The organism is Nostoc sp. (assembly GCF_036919555.1).
Taxonomy (GTDB): Bacteria; Cyanobacteriota; Cyanobacteriia; order Cyanobacteriales; family Nostocaceae; genus Nostoc.
On record NZ_JBALCS010000093.1, the window covers coordinates 62777 to 84850 of the forward strand.

The 22074-nt window shown below is 42.2% G+C and carries 19 protein-coding genes; 11 read left to right on the top strand and 8 right to left on the bottom strand.

The window, feature by feature from the left end:
- Positions 1–9: 9 nt before the first annotated feature.
- Positions 10–303, top strand: coding sequence for an antibiotic biosynthesis monooxygenase family protein (locus V7K36_RS25855; protein ID WP_335120546.1), 294 nt, complete (start codon positions 10–12; stop codon positions 301–303).
- A 48-nt stretch (positions 304–351) separates the two neighbouring features.
- On the opposite strand, the gene pcrA is transcribed toward V7K36_RS25855, so the two are convergent.
- The gene (gene pcrA / locus V7K36_RS25860) at positions 352–2676 is read right to left on the bottom strand and encodes a DNA helicase PcrA (RefSeq protein WP_335120548.1); all 2325 of its coding nucleotides are present in this window, start codon (positions 2674–2676) and stop codon (positions 352–354) included.
- Positions 2677–2814: 138 nt separating this feature from the next.
- Between pcrA and V7K36_RS25865 the strand changes: the two genes are divergently transcribed.
- The gene (locus V7K36_RS25865; RefSeq protein ID WP_335120549.1) at positions 2815–3111 is read left to right on the top strand and encodes a hypothetical protein; all 297 of its coding nucleotides are present in this window, start codon (positions 2815–2817) and stop codon (positions 3109–3111) included.
- A gap of 21 nt (positions 3112–3132) precedes the next feature.
- On the opposite strand, the gene V7K36_RS25870 is transcribed toward V7K36_RS25865, so the two are convergent.
- Entirely contained in the window at positions 3133–3513 is a 381-nt protein-coding gene (locus V7K36_RS25870; protein ID WP_335120550.1) for a YybH family protein, read from the bottom strand.
- A gap of 113 nt (positions 3514–3626) precedes the next feature.
- Between V7K36_RS25870 and V7K36_RS25875 the strand changes: the two genes are divergently transcribed.
- From V7K36_RS25875 to V7K36_RS25890, 4 genes are all read left to right on the top strand, one after another.
- Positions 3627–4499, top strand: coding sequence for a LysR family transcriptional regulator (locus tag V7K36_RS25875; RefSeq protein ID WP_335120551.1), 873 nt, complete (start codon positions 3627–3629; stop codon positions 4497–4499).
- Between the two features lie 509 nt (positions 4500–5008).
- Positions 5009–5977 (top strand): sodium-dependent bicarbonate transport family permease, encoded by a 969-nt coding sequence (locus tag V7K36_RS25880; RefSeq protein WP_335120552.1) that lies wholly within the window; start codon positions 5009–5011, stop codon positions 5975–5977.
- A 4-nt stretch (positions 5978–5981) separates the two neighbouring features.
- Complete coding sequence (locus V7K36_RS25885) at positions 5982–6293, top strand: P-II family nitrogen regulator (protein WP_335097396.1); 312 nt, start codon at positions 5982–5984, stop codon at positions 6291–6293.
- A gap of 28 nt (positions 6294–6321) precedes the next feature.
- Positions 6322–7023 (top strand): carbonic anhydrase, encoded by a 702-nt coding sequence (locus V7K36_RS25890; protein ID WP_335120589.1) that lies wholly within the window; start codon positions 6322–6324, stop codon positions 7021–7023.
- Positions 7024–7651: 628 nt separating this feature from the next.
- Here V7K36_RS25890 and V7K36_RS25895 read toward each other — a convergent pair.
- Positions 7652–9325 carry a sensor histidine kinase gene (locus V7K36_RS25895; RefSeq protein WP_335120553.1) on the bottom strand — a complete coding sequence of 558 codons (1674 nt, stop codon included), beginning with the start codon at positions 9323–9325 and terminating at the stop codon, positions 7652–7654.
- 359 nt (positions 9326–9684) lie between these two features.
- On the opposite strand from V7K36_RS25895, the gene V7K36_RS25900 reads away from it, so the two are divergent.
- Positions 9685–9927, top strand: coding sequence for a hypothetical protein (locus V7K36_RS25900; protein WP_335120554.1), 243 nt, complete (start codon positions 9685–9687; stop codon positions 9925–9927).
- A 482-nt stretch (positions 9928–10409) separates the two neighbouring features.
- The gene (locus V7K36_RS25905) at positions 10410–10847 is read left to right on the top strand and encodes a CAAD domain-containing protein (protein ID WP_334826599.1); all 438 of its coding nucleotides are present in this window, start codon (positions 10410–10412) and stop codon (positions 10845–10847) included.
- 134 nt (positions 10848–10981) lie between these two features.
- On the opposite strand, the gene V7K36_RS25910 is transcribed toward V7K36_RS25905, so the two are convergent.
- Positions 10982–12133, bottom strand: coding sequence for an S-layer homology domain-containing protein (locus tag V7K36_RS25910; protein ID WP_335120590.1), 1152 nt, complete (start codon positions 12131–12133; stop codon positions 10982–10984).
- Between the two features lie 108 nt (positions 12134–12241).
- Entirely contained in the window at positions 12242–13006 is a 765-nt protein-coding gene (locus tag V7K36_RS25915) for a Uma2 family endonuclease (protein ID WP_335120555.1), read from the bottom strand.
- A 406-nt stretch (positions 13007–13412) separates the two neighbouring features.
- Between V7K36_RS25915 and V7K36_RS25920 the strand changes: the two genes are divergently transcribed.
- On the top strand, positions 13413–14771 hold the full coding sequence (locus V7K36_RS25920) for a sensor histidine kinase (protein WP_335120556.1): 1359 nt from the start codon (positions 13413–13415) through the stop codon (positions 14769–14771).
- Positions 14772–14809: 38 nt separating this feature from the next.
- Here V7K36_RS25920 and V7K36_RS25925 read toward each other — a convergent pair whose 3' ends face one another.
- The 3 genes from V7K36_RS25925 to V7K36_RS25935 form a co-directional block, all read right to left on the bottom strand.
- Entirely contained in the window at positions 14810–15889 is a 1080-nt protein-coding gene (locus tag V7K36_RS25925) for a sensor histidine kinase (protein WP_335120557.1), read from the bottom strand.
- A gap of 7 nt (positions 15890–15896) precedes the next feature.
- Entirely contained in the window at positions 15897–17054 is a 1158-nt protein-coding gene (locus tag V7K36_RS25930) for an FIST signal transduction protein (RefSeq protein ID WP_335120558.1), read from the bottom strand.
- Between the two features lie 315 nt (positions 17055–17369).
- On the bottom strand, positions 17370–18866 hold the full coding sequence (locus V7K36_RS25935) for a glycosyl hydrolase family 57 (RefSeq protein ID WP_335120559.1): 1497 nt from the start codon (positions 18864–18866) through the stop codon (positions 17370–17372).
- Between the two features lie 23 nt (positions 18867–18889).
- Here V7K36_RS25935 and V7K36_RS25940 point away from each other — a divergent pair, with 23 nt between their 5' ends.
- Positions 18890–19105 (top strand): hypothetical protein, encoded by a 216-nt coding sequence (locus tag V7K36_RS25940; RefSeq protein ID WP_335120560.1) that lies wholly within the window; start codon positions 18890–18892, stop codon positions 19103–19105.
- 270 nt (positions 19106–19375) lie between these two features.
- Positions 19376–22072: a TonB-dependent siderophore receptor gene (locus V7K36_RS25945; protein WP_335120561.1), complete on the top strand. Its 2697-nt coding sequence runs from the start codon at positions 19376–19378 to the stop codon at positions 22070–22072.
- The last annotated feature ends 2 nt before the right edge of the window (positions 22073–22074 follow it).

Consider the following 22074-nt stretch of genomic DNA (forward strand, 5'->3'; position numbering starts at 1 on the left):
CAAAATTTTATGATTCTTGAGGCAGTAATACTTCATGTTAAACCTGGTCTAGAATCTGATTTTGAAGCTGCTTTCAAAAAAGCTTCTAAAATTATTTCCTCAATGGACGGATATTTATCCCATGAATTGCATAGATGTATAGAAGTCCAAGGTAAATATTTATTACTTGTCAGATGGGAAAGTTTGGAATCTCATACTGTCGGATTTAGAAATTCTGCTGAGTATCAAGAGTGGAAAAAACTTCTGCATCATTTTTATGAGCCATTTCCCACTGTTGAACACTTTGAAGAAATTGAAATATGAAAAACAAGATCCCCGACTTCTTTAAGAAGTCGGGGATCTGCGGCTGTATCACTCTACTCGTTGCAACTGTGCTACTCTTGGGTCAACAATTTTTTGTCCCAAACTAGCAAATTTAATTGCCACAGACATTTTACTACCCGTTCCGAAAACATGAGTGATTTCACCCAGCCCAAAAGTTTTATGTAATACTCTCTCGCCTACTTGCCAATTCTGCGTTGTATCTTGTTTCCCACTAGTAGTAGAAGCACTTTTGGTATAACTTTGACGACTCGCGCGTTTGGTAGATAATAATTCTTCTGGTAATTCGTCGAGAAATTGCGATCGCATCGCAGGTTCACGAGAACCATACAAACGGCGTTCACGGGCGTGTGATAAAAATAACCGCTCTTGGGCGCGAGTAATCCCCACATAACACAGGCGGCGTTCTTCTTCCAAAGATGCGGGATCACTCAGCGATCGGTAGCCGGGAAATAGCCCTTGTTCTAATCCCACTAAAAATACTACGGGAAATTCCAAACCTTTGGAAGCGTGTAAAGTCATCAAAGAAACGGCTGTCTGTCCTTCTTTTAAGTTATCCAAATCGGAACTGAGGGCGGCACTACTCAGAAAATCTCGCAGGGAAACCTCTTCGTTTTCTTCTTGAAATTGCAGTGCGGCGTTGTAAAGTTCCTGAACGTTTTGTACCCGATCTGTGGCTTCATCTGTGCCTTGATTCATCAAGTCTTGAACGTAACCAGAATCTTCTAGTATTCCTTGCAAAACCTCAGTTACGGGAAGCGTGCCGATTTGTCCTTGCCAACGGCTAATCATTGCGGCAAAGCTATTTACAGCTTTTGTTGCCCGTCCAGCTAATGTATTAACTGATGTTTCGTCGCTGAGTATTTCCCACAGGGTTGTCCCTAATTGTTGGGAGGCATTTACCAAAGCATCAATAGTGGTTTTGCCAACTCCTCGCCGAGGAGTATTGATAACTCGTAATAAACTGACTGTATCAGATGGATTAGCGATTGCTCTTAAATATGCGACGACATCTTTAATTTCTTTGCGATCGTAAAATCTCATTCCCCCTACAACTGTGTAAGGAATTTGATATTTCACCAACAATTCTTCAAAGGAGCGAGATTGCGCGTTTGTCCGATAAAGTATTGCAAAACTGCCCCAGTTCAACTCTGGATTTTGGTTTTCTAAAGTGCTAATTTGATTAATTACAAATGCCGCTTCTGCAAGTTCTTCATCGGCTTTGTGACAAGTAATCTGCTCACCCGGACCCCGCGTTGGTTTGAGGATTTTATCAATCCGTTGGGTGTTATTTTCAATTAGTTCATTAGCCGCTTGCAGAATGTTTTCACAAGAACGATAGTTTTCTTCCAGCTTAACCATCGTTCGGGTGTCATCATCTACCAAACCATCACCAAAGTCTTCTTGAAATCCCAGCAAGATGGTGAAATCTGCCATCCGAAAGCTATAAATTGATTGATCTGCATCGCCGACAACGAAAACTGAGCGATTTTGCCATTCCCATTCGCTCTTTCTGGTTTCGCCGTTAGTAACCAATAAATGAATAAGTTGATACTGAGTGCGGTTAGTATCCTGATATTCATCTACGAGGATATGGTGAAACTTGCGATGCCAATAACCCAATACTTGCTCATTTTGCTGAAATAATCTAGTCGGTACAAGAATTAGATCATCAAAGTCGAGAGCGTTGTTTTGTGCTAACTTATCTTGATATAAATTGTAGACTTGAGCAATTACCCGTCCGCGATAATTGGGTTGATCTTGCTCAAATTCTTGAGGTGATAAACCTTGGTTTTTAGCATTACTAATAGCGTAGCGGACAGAGCGGGCGTCAAACTTCTTATCGTCTAAATTTAGTTGTTTATTAACGATTTCTTTGATCAGAGTTATAACATCTGATTCATCAAAGATAGAGAAATTGCGATTCCAACGGCGTCCTTTTTCGTCTACGTATTTTTCAATATCAAAGCGGAGAATGCGAGAAAATAGACTGTGGAAAGTGCCACACCATAAGTCTTTGATCGTGTTTTTGTAAACTTGCGATCGCAATTGTATTTGTTGATATTCTGTCAACAAATCAAAACGCTGACCGTGTTGTTTCATTGCAAGTTGTTCCGCAAACAGCCGTTGAATCCGGTCTTTCATCTCCCGTGCGGCTTTGTTGGTAAAAGTAACCGCCAGGATATTTTCTGGATTAACGCGGTGTTTCAGAATCAGATTCGCAATGCGATAAGTCAGCGCTCGTGTTTTGCCGGAACCTGCGCCAGCAACAACTAGCAACGGGCCGCAGTAATGTTCGACAGCTTGACGTTGGCTAGGGTTAAGGTGACTGAGAAAGTCGATGGTTGTTGTCATGGATGTGAAAAAGCGATCGCCTGGCGCTATTGCCCAGGTTACAACATCCTAACGAAACTTGGTCAATAAAGATTGTATGGCAATATTCTTAACCAGAATGGTACTCTATCATGATTTATGTAGAAGCAAGAAAAAGCTATGCTGTCAGTCAAAGGCACATTCCAAAACGGTGTGGTTCATCCTAACGAACCAATTGAAGGGCATGAGGGGCAGTCAGTTATAATCGTGTTTGTCGAAGAAAACCACACACCTCAGCCAGCAACGCCACAAGACTCAGATTGGGATAAACTGAGGCAGTTGCCTGTAAGCCAGAGCATTTATATTTGCAAGCTGCTACAGCTAGTACCTCTGCGCGGAAGTCAAAAGTCAAAAGTCAAAAGTATTGTATTCCAAGCTTTTGCGCCATTTGGAATGGTATGTTTATTTCCGCCGTGATCTACTGGCTAATTGGATGAGTTAATTGGATGCCTGTGAAGAGGCAAACAAATACCGATGAATTTTCCAATTGCCGTTCTCCTGCTTGAAGATAAACATCTCATTATTTCCTTCAGACGTAGTTTTGTTGTCGGTTAAAACAGTTGCCGTGCCTGATGATGAGGTGCGAGCATAGGCAAATTCCCCCATTGCCTCTACCTCATGGATCGTAAACTTGACCTGGAGTTGGATAGTTTGAAAAATTTGCTTGTAGGTATCAAGAACTGCATCGCGTCCTACTTGAGCAGGTGCAAACTGGGGCATGAATATCGGATCACTGCTGTAAAGTTCCAGCGCCGCATTAGCATCTGACGCATTCAAAACCTGCTCATATTGCTGAAGAACTTCTTGAATCTGTTTCATAGATACTTTCCTGAATTGAGATTTTTTTAACCTATTGAGCAGTGTACATATTCTTAGATTTGATGGGTAGTAGGTAAAATTGAGAAGTATTTTCTCAAATATGGAAAGATACAATGGACTTCAACTCGGCTGCTTTGTTTGTCAAAGTGGTTCAGTATGGCAGCTTTTCAGAGACTGCCCGACGGACAAATACCCCGGTGGCAACCGTGAGTCGGTGGATTGCTGAACTGGAAAAAGACCTCGGCATTCGACTCTTAGAACGTTCTACACGCCATTTACGAATGACTCAAGCAGGTACAACGTTTTATGAATACGCGGCTCGCGGATTCGAGGCGTTTGAAACTGGTTTGTCTATCCTTGAAAATCAGCAGCAGGAACTGACAGGGACACTACGGCTCTCTCTGCCGCCTGCATTTCTTCCTTGGCAAGAACTACTACAAGACTTTCAAGCACGCTATTGCAAGGTCAAGCTCGAAATTTTTATTACTGAACGCAAGACCAATTTGATTGAGGATGGTATTGATGTGGCTTTAAGAGTTGGCGAACCCAAGGATAATCAGACAATTGCCAAGAAGTTGGGTGAATATCGTCATCAGCTCGTTGCTAGCCCAGATTTTCTCAAAAAATATGGTGAACCTTCCCAACCAGAGCAACTTCTCACAATACCTTGTGCGAGTTGGAACACACGAACTGATGCGAGAAAATGGTCATTAGGAGATGAGTCGATCCAGATTGCTCCCAGTTTGCAAGTCAATGATTATCTTCATCTCCTGAAGTTAGTTCTAGCTGGTACATGTGTTACTGAACTGCCCCCTTTCCTGATCAAAGAGCATCTAGCTAGCGGACAGTTGAAGACATTACTGGAAGATTATTCGTTACCCACTCAACAACTAAATCTGCTGTATCCATCCTGTAAGCAACTATCTCGTTTGGTCAGTACTTATATTGACTTTTGTACTGAGTGGGTTGATTGCTTGTTTCAATAGTAAGAAACTTTTACTGACAGAATTTACAACCCAGATTCCGCACCATAAAGTGTCACAGGGCGATCAAGACAAGTAATTAGTACTGATGAACTAAAAGGGAAAGAGATTGCCCCGACAATACGTTAACTTTTCTACCTAGAAAAGTTAACCACTAGTTATTCCTGCGCGTTGTGTCGTAAAATCAGCCACGGGGAATCAAACATCAAAACATGGTGGGCAAACTCTCACTTGTTCGGTTGTCAACAGAGCTTACAGCTATTTTCAGTTAATTGTAATTGAACTACAGATTTTCGTAGGGATACGGCAATGTTCCCTAGCCCGTGGTTTATTTGCTTGAAAAACGCTGTAATACCTAACTGAGAGTATAGTCACCAATAAGACTATTCACTCCTTGAGTACCCAATTGACATTGGGTAGCAATACACGATACATCATGATTGAACCGTTAAATTTTTAAAGATGAAAAATTTCTTTAATTGCAGGTTTCACCAGTATAAAGAGGGGTGGATATGGATTTTAGCTTAATTGTATCCAACTTTTTGAATCCGCCAATCCTGTTTTTCTTTTTAGGCATGACTGCTGTTTTTGTCAAGTCTGATCTAGAAATTCCCCCACCAGTGCCCAAACTCCTTTCGTTGTATCTGCTGTTTGCCATTGGTTTTAAAGGAGGGGTAGAACTAATCAAAAGCGGCCTCACTCAGGAAGTAGTTCTAACACTCCTGGCAGCTATGCTGATGGCTTGTTTTGTTCCAATTTACACCTTTTTTATCCTAAAGTGGAAACTGGATACTTACGATGCTGCTGCGATCGCAGCAACCTACGGGTCTATCAGTGCTGTCACTTTCATCACTGCTGGCGCTTTTCTGAGTGAGCTTGGGATTCAGTATGATGGCTACATGGTAGCAGCTCTTGCCCTGATGGAATCTCCGGCGATCATTGTTGGTTTGATCTTGGTGAATATATTCACCGCCGATGAAAAGCGAGAGTTTTCTTGGTCGGAAGTTTTGCAAGAAGCATTTCTTAATAGTTCAGTTTTTCTATTAGTCGGTAGCCTCTTGATCGGCGTCTTAACAGGAGAACGTGGTTGGCACGTATTAGAACCCTTTGCTCAAGGGTTGTTTTATGGCATTCTCACCTTCTTTTTACTGGATATGGGACTAGTCGCTGCTAGAAGAATTAAAGACTTGCAAAAAACCGGAGTTTTCCTGATTTTATTTGCGATACTAATTCCAATACTCAATGCAGGCATTGGGTTGGTGATTGCCAAATTCATCGGTATGCCTCAGGGAAATTCGCTGTTATTCGCTGTATTGTGTGCCAGTGCTTCTTACATTGCTGTCCCAGCAGCTATGCGGATGACTGTTCCGGAAGCAAATCCCAGCCTGTATGTTTCTACGGCTCTAGCAGTCACATTCCCGTTCAATATTATTGTAGGAATTCCGTTATATCTCTACGGAATTAACCTATTTTGGAGGTAATAATATGCACGTAGTTAAAAAGATAGAAATTATCGCTAACTCCTTTGAGCTTGCCAAAATTTTAGATAGTTTAGACAAGTCTGGTGTACATAGCCATGCCGTAATTAGAAATGTTGTTGGTAAAGGATTACGAGGAACTAGTGAAGATTTAGACATGACCATGCTTGATAATGTTTACATCCTCGCGTTTTGTATGCCAGAACAACTCAAGCGTGTTGTCGAAAATATCAAACCACTTCTCAACAAGTTCGGAGGTACTTGCTACGTTTCCGATGTGATGGAAATTCGCTCTGTCAGATGTGTCGCGTCGATTTAGGAGATTTATAAATTCAATGAAGCATTTCATGGAACGTCGTGACTTTTTGAAGTTAGGAATGACCGGAGCGTTTGGAATGATGCTAACTGCCAGCGATTTACTCTGGCAAGTTAAACAGGCTAAAGCTGCGGAAATACCCGCAAACTCCCCTGAATCCCTCAATCCCGATGCAGCCTTAAAAAAGCTGATGGAGGGGAATCAGCGATTTATTGCTCATAAACCCCAATACCCCGATCAATCTGCGCTGCGGTTGCAGGAAGTTGCTCAAGCTCAACATCCATTTGCAACCATCCTCAGTTGTGCGGATTCACGAGTGCCCGCAGAAATTGTTTTTGATCAGGGCATTGGGGACATTTTTGATGTTCGGATTGCCGGAAATATTGCCACCCATGAAGCGATCGGCAGTATTGAATATGCGGTTGTCTTGTTAGGTTCTCCCCTACTGATGGTGATGGGTCATGAGCGTTGTGGGGCAGTAACCGCTGCTGTACAAAACGAATCGTTACTTGGTGATATTGGTACTTTTGTTAAGGCAATTAAGCCCGCCGTGGAAAAGGTCAAGAGTCAGTCGGGTGATGCCGTTGAAAATGCTGTGGTTGCAAATGTGCAATATCAAATTCAACGGTTGAAGCGATCGCCGCTTTTAACTGAGCAGGTACGATCGGGCAAATTGAAAATTGTCGGGGGTCGTTACGACTTGGATACAGGTAAAGTGAGTATCATTACTTAATTGGGCATTTGAGTTCTGAGTCCTGTTAGCGGATAGCTATGGTTTAGCCCGTGCTGAGTCCTGAGTCCTGAGTGGGGAATCTCACCGAATTTTAGATTTTAAATTTTGGATTTTGGATTGAAGACTCAAAATCCAAAATTTAAACCGGTCTGAAGCCAATACGCTTGGGTTAGCGCTAAAACCTTAAACTGCGTAGGTTGGGTTGAGGAACGAAACCCAACATTTCCAGGGCTTTGTTGGGTTGCGCTTTGCTTAACCCAACCGACAATTTTTATTAACCCAAGCGTATTGGGTCTGAGAGCAAGCGAATTTAAACGCGAGAATAAGAGACCATTTATAAAGTAAATCAAAAGGTAGGGTGTGTTACGGCTTTAGCCTAACGCACCGCTATATAACACGGTGCGTGATAGCCGAGAGTCATATTTTTCGTGACAAATCATATCGAAATATGCGCCTAACACACCCTACAAGAATTTTATTTTTACTTTATAAATAGCCTCTAAATCTAAAATCTAAAATCTAAAATCCAAAATTGATTGACTTCTTTACTCAGAACAGTCTAAACGCCCCGCTAACGGAAAAGAGGAACTGTTTTGCCCAATGCCCAATGCCCAATGCCCTCCCTCCTTCAATCCTGCACAGTCATTGGCAAACGAATAGTGAAAGTAGAGCCAATTCCCGGCTGACTTTTGACAATAATCTCACCACCCATCATCTCGCAAAAGTGGCGGCTAATTGCCAACCCTAGTCCCGTACCTCCATACTTTTTCGTAGTGGAGGTATCTCCTTGTGTAAAAGGTTGAAATAACTGCTGCTGTTGACGGTGAGACATACCTATACCTGTGTCAGTAACGGTAAAAGTAATCATACCCAAAGGTGCCTCCGGTCGGAATTCATCCTTTTCTATATTGACTGTCAGCATCACCTTGCCATTTGTAGTGAATTTACTGGCGTTGCTGAGTAAGTTTAATAACACCTGCCGCATCCGAGTTTGATCGGCGTACATGGTGCCAAGTTGCTGATCAAAATCCACTTCTAAAACATTGGCATTTTTTTCTATAGCTGGTTTGACTGTAAGGACGACGTTATGAATCAGCGTCGCAATCTCGAATATCTCTGGATAGAGGGTCATTTTCCCGGCTTCAATTTTTGACAAGTCGAGGATTTCGTTAATCAAGTGCAGTAGATGCTTACCAGCAGAGTTAATTGTCTCTAAATCTGTAATAAAGTCTCCCGATAAACCCAGATCGGTAGCGTCGTCTTCTAAAAGTTGGCTCAAGCCAATCACAGCATTTAACGGTGTGCGTAATTCGTGGCTGACATTTGCCAGAAATATGCTTTTTGCCTTGCTAGCAGCTTCGGCTAATTCTTTAGCTTGTTGTAGTTCTTTTGTTCGCTCAGATACTCGCTCAATCAGATGATTTAGAGATTTGGCGAGTAGCCCAATTTCATCTTCAGTGGTGACGGGCGCTCGCAAATCGAAATTAGATTTTCTGGCAACTTGTTCAGCTACTTGGGTGACAATGATCACTGGTTCAGCGATCGCGCGACTGGTACGCCAAGCTATAATGGCTGCGATCGCCACCGAAACCAGCATACTGATCATCACGATCAATCGCTCAACTACTTTTGCCTGCTCAACGGCTTTTTGCTTTTCTTGCTCTTGATCTTCAGCAGTTTGCAGGATGTTAGTCAAGTTTTGCGAAAGCTGGTCTAGCCGCACGGCTGTTTCACCACGCATAATTGTCAATAACTGGGATCGGGCAGAAGAAATTTGCTTCTGCTGCACTTGTTGGGAGTCAATTTTGTGTAAGACGACCTCGATTTGGTTAACGTAAGCTTTTAAATTAGTCTTGTAATCCAGCAATAACGTCTGTAAAGTCGAACTTGTTGCTGCTAATCTTTTCGGTTTACTATCGATAAATACGGCAATTTTTGACTCTAATTCTTTAGCTTTTTCAACATTCTTCAGAAAATCGGCTTTTTTGCTTTGTAGCTGTTGTGAATTTTCCAATACAGCAACTAAGTTAGAGCTATGTAATTGCGCCCCGACTACTGCATCTTTATAATTACTCAGTAGTTGCCCTTGTTCATAGGCTTGATTGAATTGCCTGACTTCCTTTCCCCGGTAGTAGCTGGCGATCACTAACCCAGTCAGTGAACCAAAAAAGCCAATTGCGATCGCTACAAAGTACCCATAGCCAATTTTTTGATGGATGCGCCAAGAACTAGCTTTGAGTTTCCCTCGTGATGGAAATTCTATGGTTGGGAGTTCGTCTGTCGATGGCTCTTCGGCTGACACTTTTTTGCTTTCTGAACTTTTGTCGATCGGGGTTGGCTTTTGAGGGGAGCATTTCTCAAACCTCCTTGCCTTCCCGCAAAAATCACCAAATCAGTTTAGCTTGTGCAAACACTTCAATTGGTGATTAACATCTAGATTATCCTCTTTTATAGTAAGAGCAAATCATTGCTCACTAGATAATTAGCATAATCTTATAATCTAGTATAAGTGATTTAGATAGCAATGCTGCTAAGTACACTTACTGACAGCGAATAGAATTCACTTTTTTCAGCAGCAAGGAATAATTTCCTGCACTAAAGACCTGTCTAAGACGGTCTTCTCCTTACCACACCACTTTCCTCAATATACAGTTGATAGCAATGAGTTCTTGCCATCAGGTATGCCACTACTCTACCTTACTGCTTCCTTATAAAATTAATACAATCAGGAAAAAAACAAAAGCTTTGACATTCGTTAGGCATTGGGCATTGGGCATTGGGCATTGGGCATTGGGCATTGGGCATTGGGCATTGGGCATGGGGCATTGGGCATTGGCATGGGGCGTTGGTTATTTCTCCCCCATCCCCCTCATCCCCAGGTATCTATATCATAAAATAGGTTAAAAGTCTAGTCTATATGAACACACAAAAACTTTGATTACGTATTAATATCAATACGAATGCGTTAATTGACGAACGCGGCTTAAGATAGTTTTAATATCAGCTAAAATCGGCTTCTAGGCTTATATAAATGAGAGGTAGACTGATTTTTGCCTGATTTGTACTTAGATTTAGTACGATTATGAGCAAATGACACGGAATGGGATAATCACAACCTGAGGATTCCAGTTGATTCCAAAAAATAGAACTCAGGAAGTTGATTATAATACATCCTGCTGCCTTGTGAGTTCTATCCTCCTGCTGACTTTCTACCTTGTAGTTGATGCAGTAGATATTACGGGGCAATTATGGTTATAGGACACTAAAACCTTTTTGTGTGCTTCACCCAATTGTACTGATGGACTTGTGCATTACTTAATCAACAGCCTTTTGGTTGTAATTATCCAGATTAGAAAAACTCAACTATCAAATTTATGGGAGTGAAAATGCCAGAACAAGAATTTACCGAAACCGCATCCAAAGAGACTACAGTGGCAGAGATCAACAACCAAACTGGAAGCATCACCAAACTTCAGCCTCCCGCGCAGTCTCAAGACGAATGGCTAAAATACGGGGAGCAAATTTCTACCTTTTTAGCAACGTTGCCAGAATATGTGGGAGGCTTCTTTAATCAATATAAGCAACCCTTGGTAACAGTTGGTTTAATTGTGGGATCAATTGTTGGGGTTAAAGTACTCTTGGCAATATTAGATGCTTTAAATGATATCCCCTTGGTAGCACCTACTTTTGAGTTGATTGGTATTGGTTATTCTGCCTGGTTTGTTTACCGCTATTTACTCAAAGCCTCAACCAGGAAAGAGTTAACTGGTGAAATCACCGTTCTTAAATCACAAGTTGTCGGTAAACAAATTCCAGAAGCTTAATATCTAATTATCGCTTCTCTACCAGACGCTCTTGCTAGCTTGCTCCTGTGTAGGAGTACACTCTAATTCTAAATCACAGAAGTCTGATCGCCGGAAGTAGGCAATCAGACTTCTGTCAAAATTCCCTACAAAGTTTATTGAGACGAACCTCTGTCGGACAATTTCCCCTTTGGGTTCGGTTTTGAGGTCTGCGAAAGTTCTGAAGATATTTTGGGCGATCGCACTATACTTTGAGATGGAATTGCCTTCAACTTGCCACGTTTGACTAAAGCTTGATGAATCATCGCCGCCACTTCCGCCCGACTAGCTACTTTGTTGGGGTCAAGAATTTGTGGATTTGGATAGTTAACTACCAGACGATTGGCTGTAGCAGTGGCTATTTTGTTAGTAGCATAGGTTGGAATATCTTTAGCATCTTTATAGACACTTAAAATTTGATTTGGGGAAGTGGGTGCTTTCAAATTCAACCCACTGACAAGGGCAACTAAAACTTGCACTCGCGAAATATTTTGTTGTGGTTTGAAGGTTTTTTTCGGGTAGCCTTTGAGAAATCCGGCACTGATGGCTTCGTCAATTGCTGGAGTTGCCCAGAATTTTGCTGATACATCTTGAAATGCGATCGCAGTCTTAGACGGTTCTTGGTCAAAGGCTTTTTGGAGTATAGCAGCAAATTCGGCGCGGTTTACAGCCTGATTTGGTCTAAAAGAATAATCAGGAAACCCTTTGAGAATACCACGGGAAGAAAGAACGTCTATAAAACGCCGACCCCAAAAGTTATTGGGCACATCGTTAAATGCAATTGGCGGTGGAATGATTGATTTTGGTTTTGCCGGAGTTACTAAAGGCAATGCTGATAATCTAATTGATGACTCAAGTCCTGCTGAAGAGGATACAGGTGTCTGTGGTTGTGAAGATTGAGTTGGGATTACCTGAACAGATGGCAACACGGGGCGGGAAGGAGTTGCGCTATTAGTTGGGAATGAACGTGTGGTGGGTTCAACAACAGCCTCCGGTGGAGGAGAATAGGGTAAAACTTTGTTGGGGACTGGATTTGGTTGTACCTTGGCAGTAGGAGAGGGCAATAGTTGATTTGGTTGAACACTACCAGATGGAGTAGAGTCAGGCGACAGCAGCGCGTTTAAGTTCCAGCTAGAATCCCTGCGGGACAATGACCAAAAAAGAATCGCTCCGATAGTGGTGAAGGCAACCAGAATGGCTATAAATTCATCAAAGCCAAGGGCAGTTCTTTGGGATGACTCCGGTTCGGAAGGAGGTCTATTTGTCATCATGATTACCCTGGTAGCAGTAAAATTTGTGTCTAAACAAATTAAGCCACAGATGGCTCTTTTACACCAGCCCTTTTTAATTCGTAATTCGTAATTCGTAGTAAGATATCAAGTTTCTGGTTCAATGCCGAGCGATCGCAATTGGGCAGTTAGGCGATCAGCTCTTTGGGATTCCTGTTCAGCCCTTTGGGATTCCTGTTCAGCCCTTTGGGATTCCTGTTCAGCTCTTTCATCGCCACTCAACAACAAATTACCTTGTAAATCCCACCAACGCAGCCAGGGTAATTCTACATTCTGGTAAACTCCTAGCCATAAGCCTAATTCAACACCCAAAGAAACGATAGGATAATGTCCTCGTTCATTTGCTGGTAACACCTGATACCGTCCTTCAATCAGGTGATAAACTTCTATACTGGCTTTACTCACTTCATAAATGCCGTAGAAGGGAGGACGAATCACCTGCTCATAAACCCAAAATTTACCCTTCCAAGGAGTTTTATCTCGTTCTTCTGCACCATTGCCAGAAACAAACTCTAAGACAATCAACGGGGCAATGTATTCTTGCCACAATACATAAGAACGTCGCGTTTGCCCATTCAGCAAAAACGGTACATTTGGTACATAAAACCAATCTGGTGCTTCTGCGCCTTTTTCAGGGGGATCAGTCAAGCGCCAATAAATGCCTAAGTCCTGGCCAATACAATATTGATCTTCAGGATTTAATTGCTTGAGGATAGGTGTAATCGAGTCAGTTAGTAGGAGGCTTTGGGGATGCTCTTGCCAGTTTTTCACAAACGTGCCATCAGACTCAGGAAGCTGGGTATGGTCAGGGAAAGGAGTGAGGGCGGTGGATGGATTGGTTGCAGAGGTCATAATGCTACCTTTGCACTCTTTGTAAAGGTTATTTTTAGTTTAGCTTGCGATCGCTCTTGCCAGTAATCGTGAAAGCCAAGTTTAGACTTCACTTTAGGAACGCGGATTTAATAAAATACAAAACCTCACCCCCAGCCCCTCTCCGTGAGTTCGGAGAGGGGAGACTTTGACGAAAGTCAAAGGCGGGGTGAGGTTAAAAACCATATTTCGACGTTATTTAATTCACATTCCTTAGTAATTTTAGGGTGCGGGGTAAAAGAGGCGATAGCTCATTCCCACAACCGCCTCAGAATAAATAGCTGTACTAGTTCAACTAGATAACTAAACCGAAACAGGATTTAGAGAGTGGCAGAATGTAAAATATTAACTTATTGTTTACCTGTCTTTGTAAAAATCAGGGTGTGTAGTGCCAGAAGAATTCAGTTACCAAATCTCACCACCATTTTTGTCTGAGGGTAGCGATCGCGATCTCGGTTTAGAGTCAACCCTCCAAGAACTACCAATGTATAACTTCCCAGTGGAAATTAACCGCACTGGGATGGAAGTGGCTCATTTTTTGGAAAAATACCCCCTGCTACCAGGAGTAATTTTGGTAGAACAGGGAAAGTTCATTGGGATGATTTCGCGGCGGCGACTGCTGGAATTTTTGATTCGTCCTTATGGACAAGAGTTATTTGTTCAACAACCATTAGCCGTTCTCTACAGCTATACGCGGATACCGATGTTGCTGCTTGCTGATACAACATCGATTTTAACTGCGATGCAACTTAGCTTAAAGCGATCGCCAGAATTATTAGCAGAACCAATTGTAGTCCAAACACAATCTGGAGCTTATAGATTGTTAGATGTCCAAGAATTAAATATTATTTCTTGGCAAATTCGGGGAATCGACAATTTGGTGCGGTACGAACGCAGCCAAGCCCAAATGATTCAAAATGATAAAATGGCAAATCTGGGGCGTTTGGTAGACGGCGTAGCCCACGAAATTTTAGACCCAGTGGGTTTTATTTGGGGTAATATAATTTATGTTTCAACCTACAGTCAAGATTTACTCAAGCTGATAGCGGCTTACGACAAAGAATTACCATCGGCGTCCCAGGCAATTAATCAGATTAAAGAAGAGATTGAATTTGATTTTTTAGAACAAGATTTGTCGCGATCGCTTGCTAGTATCCGCACTGGAGCGGAAAGATTAAAAAAACTTGTTACTAGCTTACAAAACTTCTGTCATATCGATGAACTTTATCCCAAGCCAGTAGATTTACACGCCTGTATAGATAGTATTATTTTATTAATTAATAGTCGTCTTCAAGGCGAAATTGAAATCGTCAAATACTACGGTCAATTGCCGCCAGTCTATTGCTTTATTGGGCAGTTAAATCAGGTTTTAATGAATATTTTCAGCGAAATTGTGGATACTTTACTCAATGAAGGCGTGCGACAGCAGTTGCATCTGGAAGATACAAAGACTGTTCAAAAACCCCGAATTGAGATTACCACAGAAGTAATTTCACAGCAAGCAAGCAACCCAGATGCACCAGATTCTCGCTGGGTTTTAATTCGCATTGCTGACAATAGTTCTGGAATGTCTCAGGAATTACAACAGCAAATTATCGAGTCTTTTTCTTTTGAAAGAAAGACTGGTAAAAATACTAGTTTAGCAGTAAGTTATCGAATTATCACCGCGAGACATGGCGGAAAATTGAGTTTTAATTCACAGATTGGTATAGGTACTGAATTTGAAATTTTATTGCCTTTAGTTTGATTGAATTATGAATTATGAATATCTATCATAACGTTGTGTTAGATTATTTCCGAAACTTGCTGCTGGATAGGAATTTTAACCATAAACTCCGTTCCTTTTCCAGGTGTTGAGAAAAGTTCTAACTTGCCGCCATGTTTTTCGGTGATGATTTGATAGCTAATAGCCATTCCCATTCCTGTTCCCTTACCGACAGGTTTTGTTGTAAAGAAGGGGTTGAAAATCTGTTTTTGAATCGATTCTGGAATCCCAGATCCATTGTCAGCGATCGCAATTTTTACCCATTGCGAATCAACGACAGAGGTACGAATAGTGATGTGACTGGGATTGTTTCGGATTTCCTGATAAGTTCGTTTGGCATTGAATTCTTCCAGGGCATCAAGCGCATTTACTAGAATGTTCATAAACACCTGGTTGATTTGTCCAGCGTAACATTCTACATTGGATAAATTGCCGTAGTCTTTAATGACCTGAATTTCTGGGCTTTTATCAGTGGCTTTGAAGCGGTGCTGCAAAATCATCAAAGTATTGTCGATGCCTTCATGAATATCTACGGCTTTGAACTCACTTTCATCTAGGCGGGAGAAGTTACGCAGTGACAACACAATATCTCGGATACGCTCCGTCCCGATATTCATTGAGTTCAATACCATAATCGCGTCTTTTTCTAGAAACTCTAAATCGACGGTTTTGCGTTCAGTTTGAATTTCAGCAGGTGGGTTGGGGAAATGATGGTGATAAAGTTCGACCAGTCGTAGTAAGTCATGAGTGTATTGGCTGATATAGCTGAGATTTCCGTAAATAAAGCTAACGGGATTATTGATTTCGTGAGCAATGCCTGCCACCATTTGACCCAGGGCAGACATCTTTTCGCTTTGAATTATTTGAGCTTGCATTTTATGCAAACTATCTAACGTATTTTCTAACTTTTGGCCTCTGTGCTGCAAATCTATCCGAGAATCTTCTAACTCACAAATAACTTTCTTCAGTAAAAATTCCTTTGTGCAAATGTCAGTTTCTAGCTGGCGGCGTTCAGATTCGCAGCGTTCCAGCTTTTTCCGCAAGATACGGTTTGTCTTTTCTAACTGTTGGATCTGTATGGAATCGTCTTGGTTATCCATACACTACTCATTTTGTTCCCATTAGCAGTGTGACAAAGGTTTTGTTATGAAATTGCGTTTGACCTCCTTTCACCAAAGGGGCAATTTCACCATAAGCGTAGAAACCACAACAAGGTAATGCCTTTGGTAAATGAGTTTTGACAAGCTGATACTCAAGTCTTGTGAGAGTTCCCAGAATTCGCCGACGGGCTGCACAGGAAATAAGTAACGCTGCTGTTGGCTCCACACCGGGATAATCGGTAAGAGCATTCTTCAAGGATGTCTCAGAAGCTGACAGAATATTATCACGAGTTGCATCAGTAATTTGTACAACTGCCTGTTCAGGAATATCAGAGAAGAACGTAACGCTACCAGATTGTTGATCGTAACCATTGGGTGCCCGCATATAAAAATGGTCTTGATCCTCAAAAACTGCTAGAGCATGGATGGCATAGTTGGACGCAAATCTTTCTTCACCGAGATAGTGCTGGTAGAAATCTAAGGCACGCTGTCCATCAATTTCATAGACTACGTTGCCATTAACTTTAGTTACACGGCTACGTTGACTGACAGGAGTCCAACCACTGGCAACTCCGTGGGAAAATAGTATTTGTCCAGAGAACAGCAACACTGGAACTGAATCACTCAATACTTCACCCTGGAAGAATTGGTAGGTTTTGTCAAAGGTATAGTCATCGGCAGCCATTCCCCCAATAATGGGAATATGCTCTCCCAGGCTTTGTTTTAAACCCTCTAAAATTAAGACCCCATTGCTTGTCAGACTATCGGGAAAGGTGAGGCACAATTGTGGTAAGGATGCACTCTTTGCCTTGGCTTGTGCGATCGCTTCTTGGGCTGCAAGGGCTGGATTTTTGGATACTCCTCGTCCAACACCTGAGTGAATTTCCACTTCGTCTGTAGCAAACAGCATTAAGGTTAGAGAATCTTGCTGAAACTCCAGAATTGAAGAGATTTCTCCATTTGTAGTTCCACCAATCAACTCAATTCCGGGGAAAGCATCCCGGATACGTTGCAAAATTAATCTATGGTCAAAGTCTATAGCAGTGAATAAAAGTCCAGCCTGAGGAAGTGAGCAGGCAAGTGAACGGCTACATTCTTGAAGAACTTCAGCGATCGCATTTTGAGAATCAGGATCGTCGCTATGACCAACAACAACTCGAAACACAACTACCTCATTGTAAGTTTTAATACTAGTGTGCTAGTCAAATTCGGAGGGTAGCACCTAGCAACCTACACTTAGACTTCCCACTTACTTGAACTAAATCTCAATTCACCTGACTTTTTATTTTCCGTCTCATCTGACGATACGCTTGGGTTAAGGCTTGATCCTCCCTAACCCTCCTTTTTAAGGAGGGAATTAGAGCAAGTCTTTTTAAGGGGAGCCAGCTACCATCTCAATTAACCAGACAACAATGGGCAAAATCCCCTTGTTAAAGGTAGGAAAACTTCCGCCACATTGTACTAGTTTCCAGGACCCAGTTCAATTCATCTGTAATAAACTTTCGCCACGTTGATAAATTTCCCGTGCATAATCAGTCCAAGCACCTTGTCCCCAATAACGAAAACAACTAGTTTGCAGCAAAAGGTTATGTAGAAGAACGTTACGGTAGTTAAATTGTCTGCTAACAGGTTCTGCTGAGTAAACTTGCTGTAATGGATCAAATTTTTGATGGAATAAACTGCTTAATTGATACATGGGAGACAACACATTTTCATATCCTTTTACCCAACTGATATGATTTGTCCATGAGGCTCCGTCCATGTGAAAATTGGAGTTTATTTGCTTCAATTCTTGAATCGCATTCTCTACAGCTTCCGGTTGGCAATTGTCTGCTGAAACTCGCTCCCAAATCTGATGCTGTCCCACTGGCTGACAAGTTGGATAATCTTCAGGTTTGCATCCAGCAGCTTCGATTAATTCTAAATATTCTGTACCACACATCCCAACAACACCTGATTTTCCTCCCCCGTGATTCACCATATCCCACCAAGCTTGTTTAAAAGCGCTAGGAAATTCATTCATCATCACGCCGCCATTTTCACCATCTCCAATTTGGCTAACTATAGGTGGTACGAATACACTGCCAATTTGTTGTTTGGATAAGGTTTTGGCTTCATAATAAGGCTGCATTTGTGCGACTAATTTAGTATCCGAACCTTGGGTTTTAATTAAAGCTGTAATGCTAATTGTTTCGCCTTGAGAATTACGGGCAATCAGACGATGTGGTAAATGTTTGTGGGTAAGAGATTGACCGCTAATTGTTTCTACAGAATGTTCTTGAACGAGTAGCCAGCGATATCCACATTCTTTCAGCGCTTTCACAAATTCAAAGAGAGCATCAGGGTGATTTGGGAGGTGCATTTCTGGAGGCGAAAATCCTTTGACTCGCGCTAGTGCTTCCCAGCCAAAAATTGCCGCAAAGTGATGTTGCCATGCGATGATCTGCAATTTAATATCTGCTATGGGTGTGGAAGGAATAACTGCATGACCCCACATTGTACCCAGCCATTCTACATAAGGTTGGTAGGTGCGATCGCAAGTAATACGTTTGAGATTATCAAGAACATCACTGCGTCCCATTTGCCTGAGTCCCCACAGAAGATTACCTGAGTAATCCAACATCACACGGGGATTGCAACCTTGATTTACAAGTTCGGGGATCAAGTCTCCCATGCGGCTGTAACAATAAGCAAAAGCATCTGCATTGTGGTTATCCCCTTCATTGGGATGTTCAAACATATATTGCAGATTGCTGATCAGTGTACCACCATTCCCAGCGGGTATAGTTGGCTGGTGCATATGTAAGGCGATCGCAAACACAGCATTTACGTCTTCTAAGCGGATATTCGTTGTCGGTAAAAATACTGGTTGATCATGGTTAACTACAGAGAGAACCTCTGTTTCCCAACCAGAAATATTCGGCAAGCCATCAATGATTTCGGGCAAAGGAGTTAGGGTTGTGGGGAAGGAAAGCATTTCTGGTTGCTCCGAAATAAGGTATGTCTAATTATGTGATCGCCGCAGCAATTTCTCAGTTGCAACTAGATCCATTTAACCAAACTGCGATCGCGTATAGAAATAAGCAAGCTATTCTACTCACCCAATACATAGATAAAAAAAGACACAGAGGTAGCTATGGCTCTCTGTGTCGCTATTGTGTGAGGAAATGTGATTATATTTTAATAATATTGCTATTTTTTATCAATTATTACTGATATTTATTTTAGCATTGAATGCCCTTCACTGAGAATACATAACTGAAGTTTGAGCATTTATGCTATAAAAAGTGAGATTAAGTTAAATAGTTATTGCTTTAGATAGATGTATTTAACTCAAACTTAGTAATTTTTAAGTGTTAATAACAATATTTAGTGCGCTAGCTTGTGTATTCAAGGTAAACCTGTGATAATAACTTTCAATAAATATCTATGAAATTGATTAAACCCTGTGACTATTAAGTCGCAACAGTTTTGTGTGAGGAATTGATGACAAAGCAATTAATGAAAGTTTTGTTACTTACAAGCTCGGTTTGCCTGTTTGTAACTAATCCTGCTGTTGCACAGAAGGTACAACAAATACATAGCACTAGTGAAAATTCTGTTAAATTATTACCTTTGTTAATAAAAGTACAGCCTCTGGAATTGAATGGAAGGATTTGGCAACTTAGCGAGATAGAGCATCCGATCACCAGCGCTCAAATGCTAGTGCAATCGCCAACACTCCAAACAGCGCCTTTATCGGAAATTGTGCGAGTGACATCCGTTAAAGCCAATCCCAGCGACAAAGGTGTGGAGGTGATTTTACAGACTAACAAAGGTCAACAGTTACAAATAGTCAATCGCAGTGCTGGTAGCAATTTTATCACTGACATTCCCAATGCTCAACTGCGCCTACCATCGGGCGAAGCATTCACATTCCGCTCAGAAAAGCCAATTGCAGGGATTAGACACATAACGGTAACAAATTTTGATGCCAATACCATCCGGGTGACAGTGACAGGTGAGGTGGGTGTACCAACTGTCGAGTTGTTTGATAGTCCAGACGAGGGTCTGATCTTCTCTGTTGCGAGTACTGCACCTTCTACGCCATCACAGCAGCAACCCCAAACACAACAACAGCCAACGAACCAGACACAACCAAGTCAACCATCAGCTTCGGGTGATCAGCCAATTGAATTGGTGGTAACGGGTGAGCAAGATGGATATCGCGTACCAGATAGCACAACTGCGACAAGAACTGATACTCCTCAACGTGACATTCCTCAGTCAATTCAAGTTATTCCTCAACAAGTCATCAAGGATCAGCAAATCACAAGGATTAGTGATGCAGCACGCAATGTCAGTGGTGTAACTGTGCAAGGAGGGTTTGCTGGACTGGTAGACAATTACAACATCCGGGGATTTTCAACCTACAACAATTTGAGGGATGGTTTTTTCTCTGAGGGTTCTTTTACCCTGACAAATCCGACAAACATTGAGCGGATTGAAGTGCTTAAGGGTCCAGCTTCCGTGCTGTATGGGCAGTTTGAGCCGGGAGGGGTAGTGAATTATGTCACCAAAAAACCACTCGATTATCCCTATTACTCTGCTGAATTTACAGCCGGAAGCTTTAGCACCTATCGTCCTTCGCTCGATTTTTCTGGGCCGCTTAACTCAGACAAAAGCATTCTATATCGCTTGAATGTTGCCTATGAAAACTCTGGTAGCTTCGTTGACTTTTTGAATGAAAAAGTCTTTAGCATCGCCCCTGCACTCACGTTCAAACTTGGGGATGCAACCACGTTAACGTTTCAATATGAATACCTCAATGCCGATCGCACTTTCTACGACGGTTTACTACCCGATCCCAACGTTTTCAATGTGCCGATTAATCGCTTCTTGGGAGAGCCAGGAGATTATTACTCGGCTCAATCCCACATCATTAATTTAACTCTTAATCACAGTTTTAACAAAAACCTGCGCCTCCGCAGTGCCTTTTCCGTTAAGTTGACCGATGGTGATGACTTAGCGTTTCGACCGGACTCTCTTGATGCAGACGGTCATACTGTGTTACGGCGGTATGCGGTAGATAGAAGCCTTTACCGCAACTACTCCCTGCAAACAGATCTGATCGGTAACTTCAATACGGGGTCTGTGCAACATCAAGTTTTGCTGGGATTGGAGTGGAATAAAGACCTCGAGGGCTTCGATTTTCTCCGCAGTAGCGCTTCCGTCACTCCCAGTATTGATTTGTTTAATCCCGTGTATGGTGCTTCCCCGCCACCAGAGTTTGATGAAGCCTCAGAGCGCGAGCGCTACGGTCGCGACACGATCGCCTTTTATCTGCAAGATCAAGTCACACTGCTGCCAAACCTGAAGCTATTAGTGGGTGGCAGATATGACTTTATTAATCGTAAAAATACTATTCAACCACTGGATGTTTTGGGCAACAATCAGATTGGTGATGAGAGCGTTGATCGGTTTTACAATGAAGCATTTTCACCTCGCGTTGGCATTGTTTATCAGCCAATTGAACCGATTTCAATTTACGCCAGCTACAGCCGCTCGTTTAATCCCAGTGACTCGCGGACAGTAGATGGAACTCAACTACCACCAGAGCGCGGCACTCAGTATGAAGTAGGACTCAAAGCCGATCTGATTAAAGACAGGCTATCTGCTACCTTTGCTGCCTATGATATCACCAAAGAAAATGTCGCTACAACCGATCCCACTCCAGGGAACTCTGACTATTCCATTGCGGCTGGAGAAGTGAAAAGTCGCGGTTTGGAATTTGATGTTTCTGGGCAGATTCTAACAGGCTGGAATGTGATTGCGTCCTTATTCCACAACGATGCTTTTGTGAGTAAAGATAATACTCTACCAGTGGGCGACTCCCTGGTAAATGCTCCTGGTGTTGGGGGGAGTCTGTGGACAACTTATGAAATTCAAGACGGGAATTGGAAAGGATTAGGTTTTGGTGGGGGAGTATTTTATACAGGTGACAGAGAAGCTGAACTCCCCAACACATTTAAAATTCCCTCCTATGTGCGTGCTGATGCCACCATTTTTTACAAACGGGATAACTGGAGGGTGGGGCTGAACTTTAAGAATCTTTTTGATACACAGTATTACGATTCTCAGGGCTACTATCTGCGTCCTGGTGCACCGTTGACTGTGCTGGGGACGTTTTCTGTGCAGTTTTGACA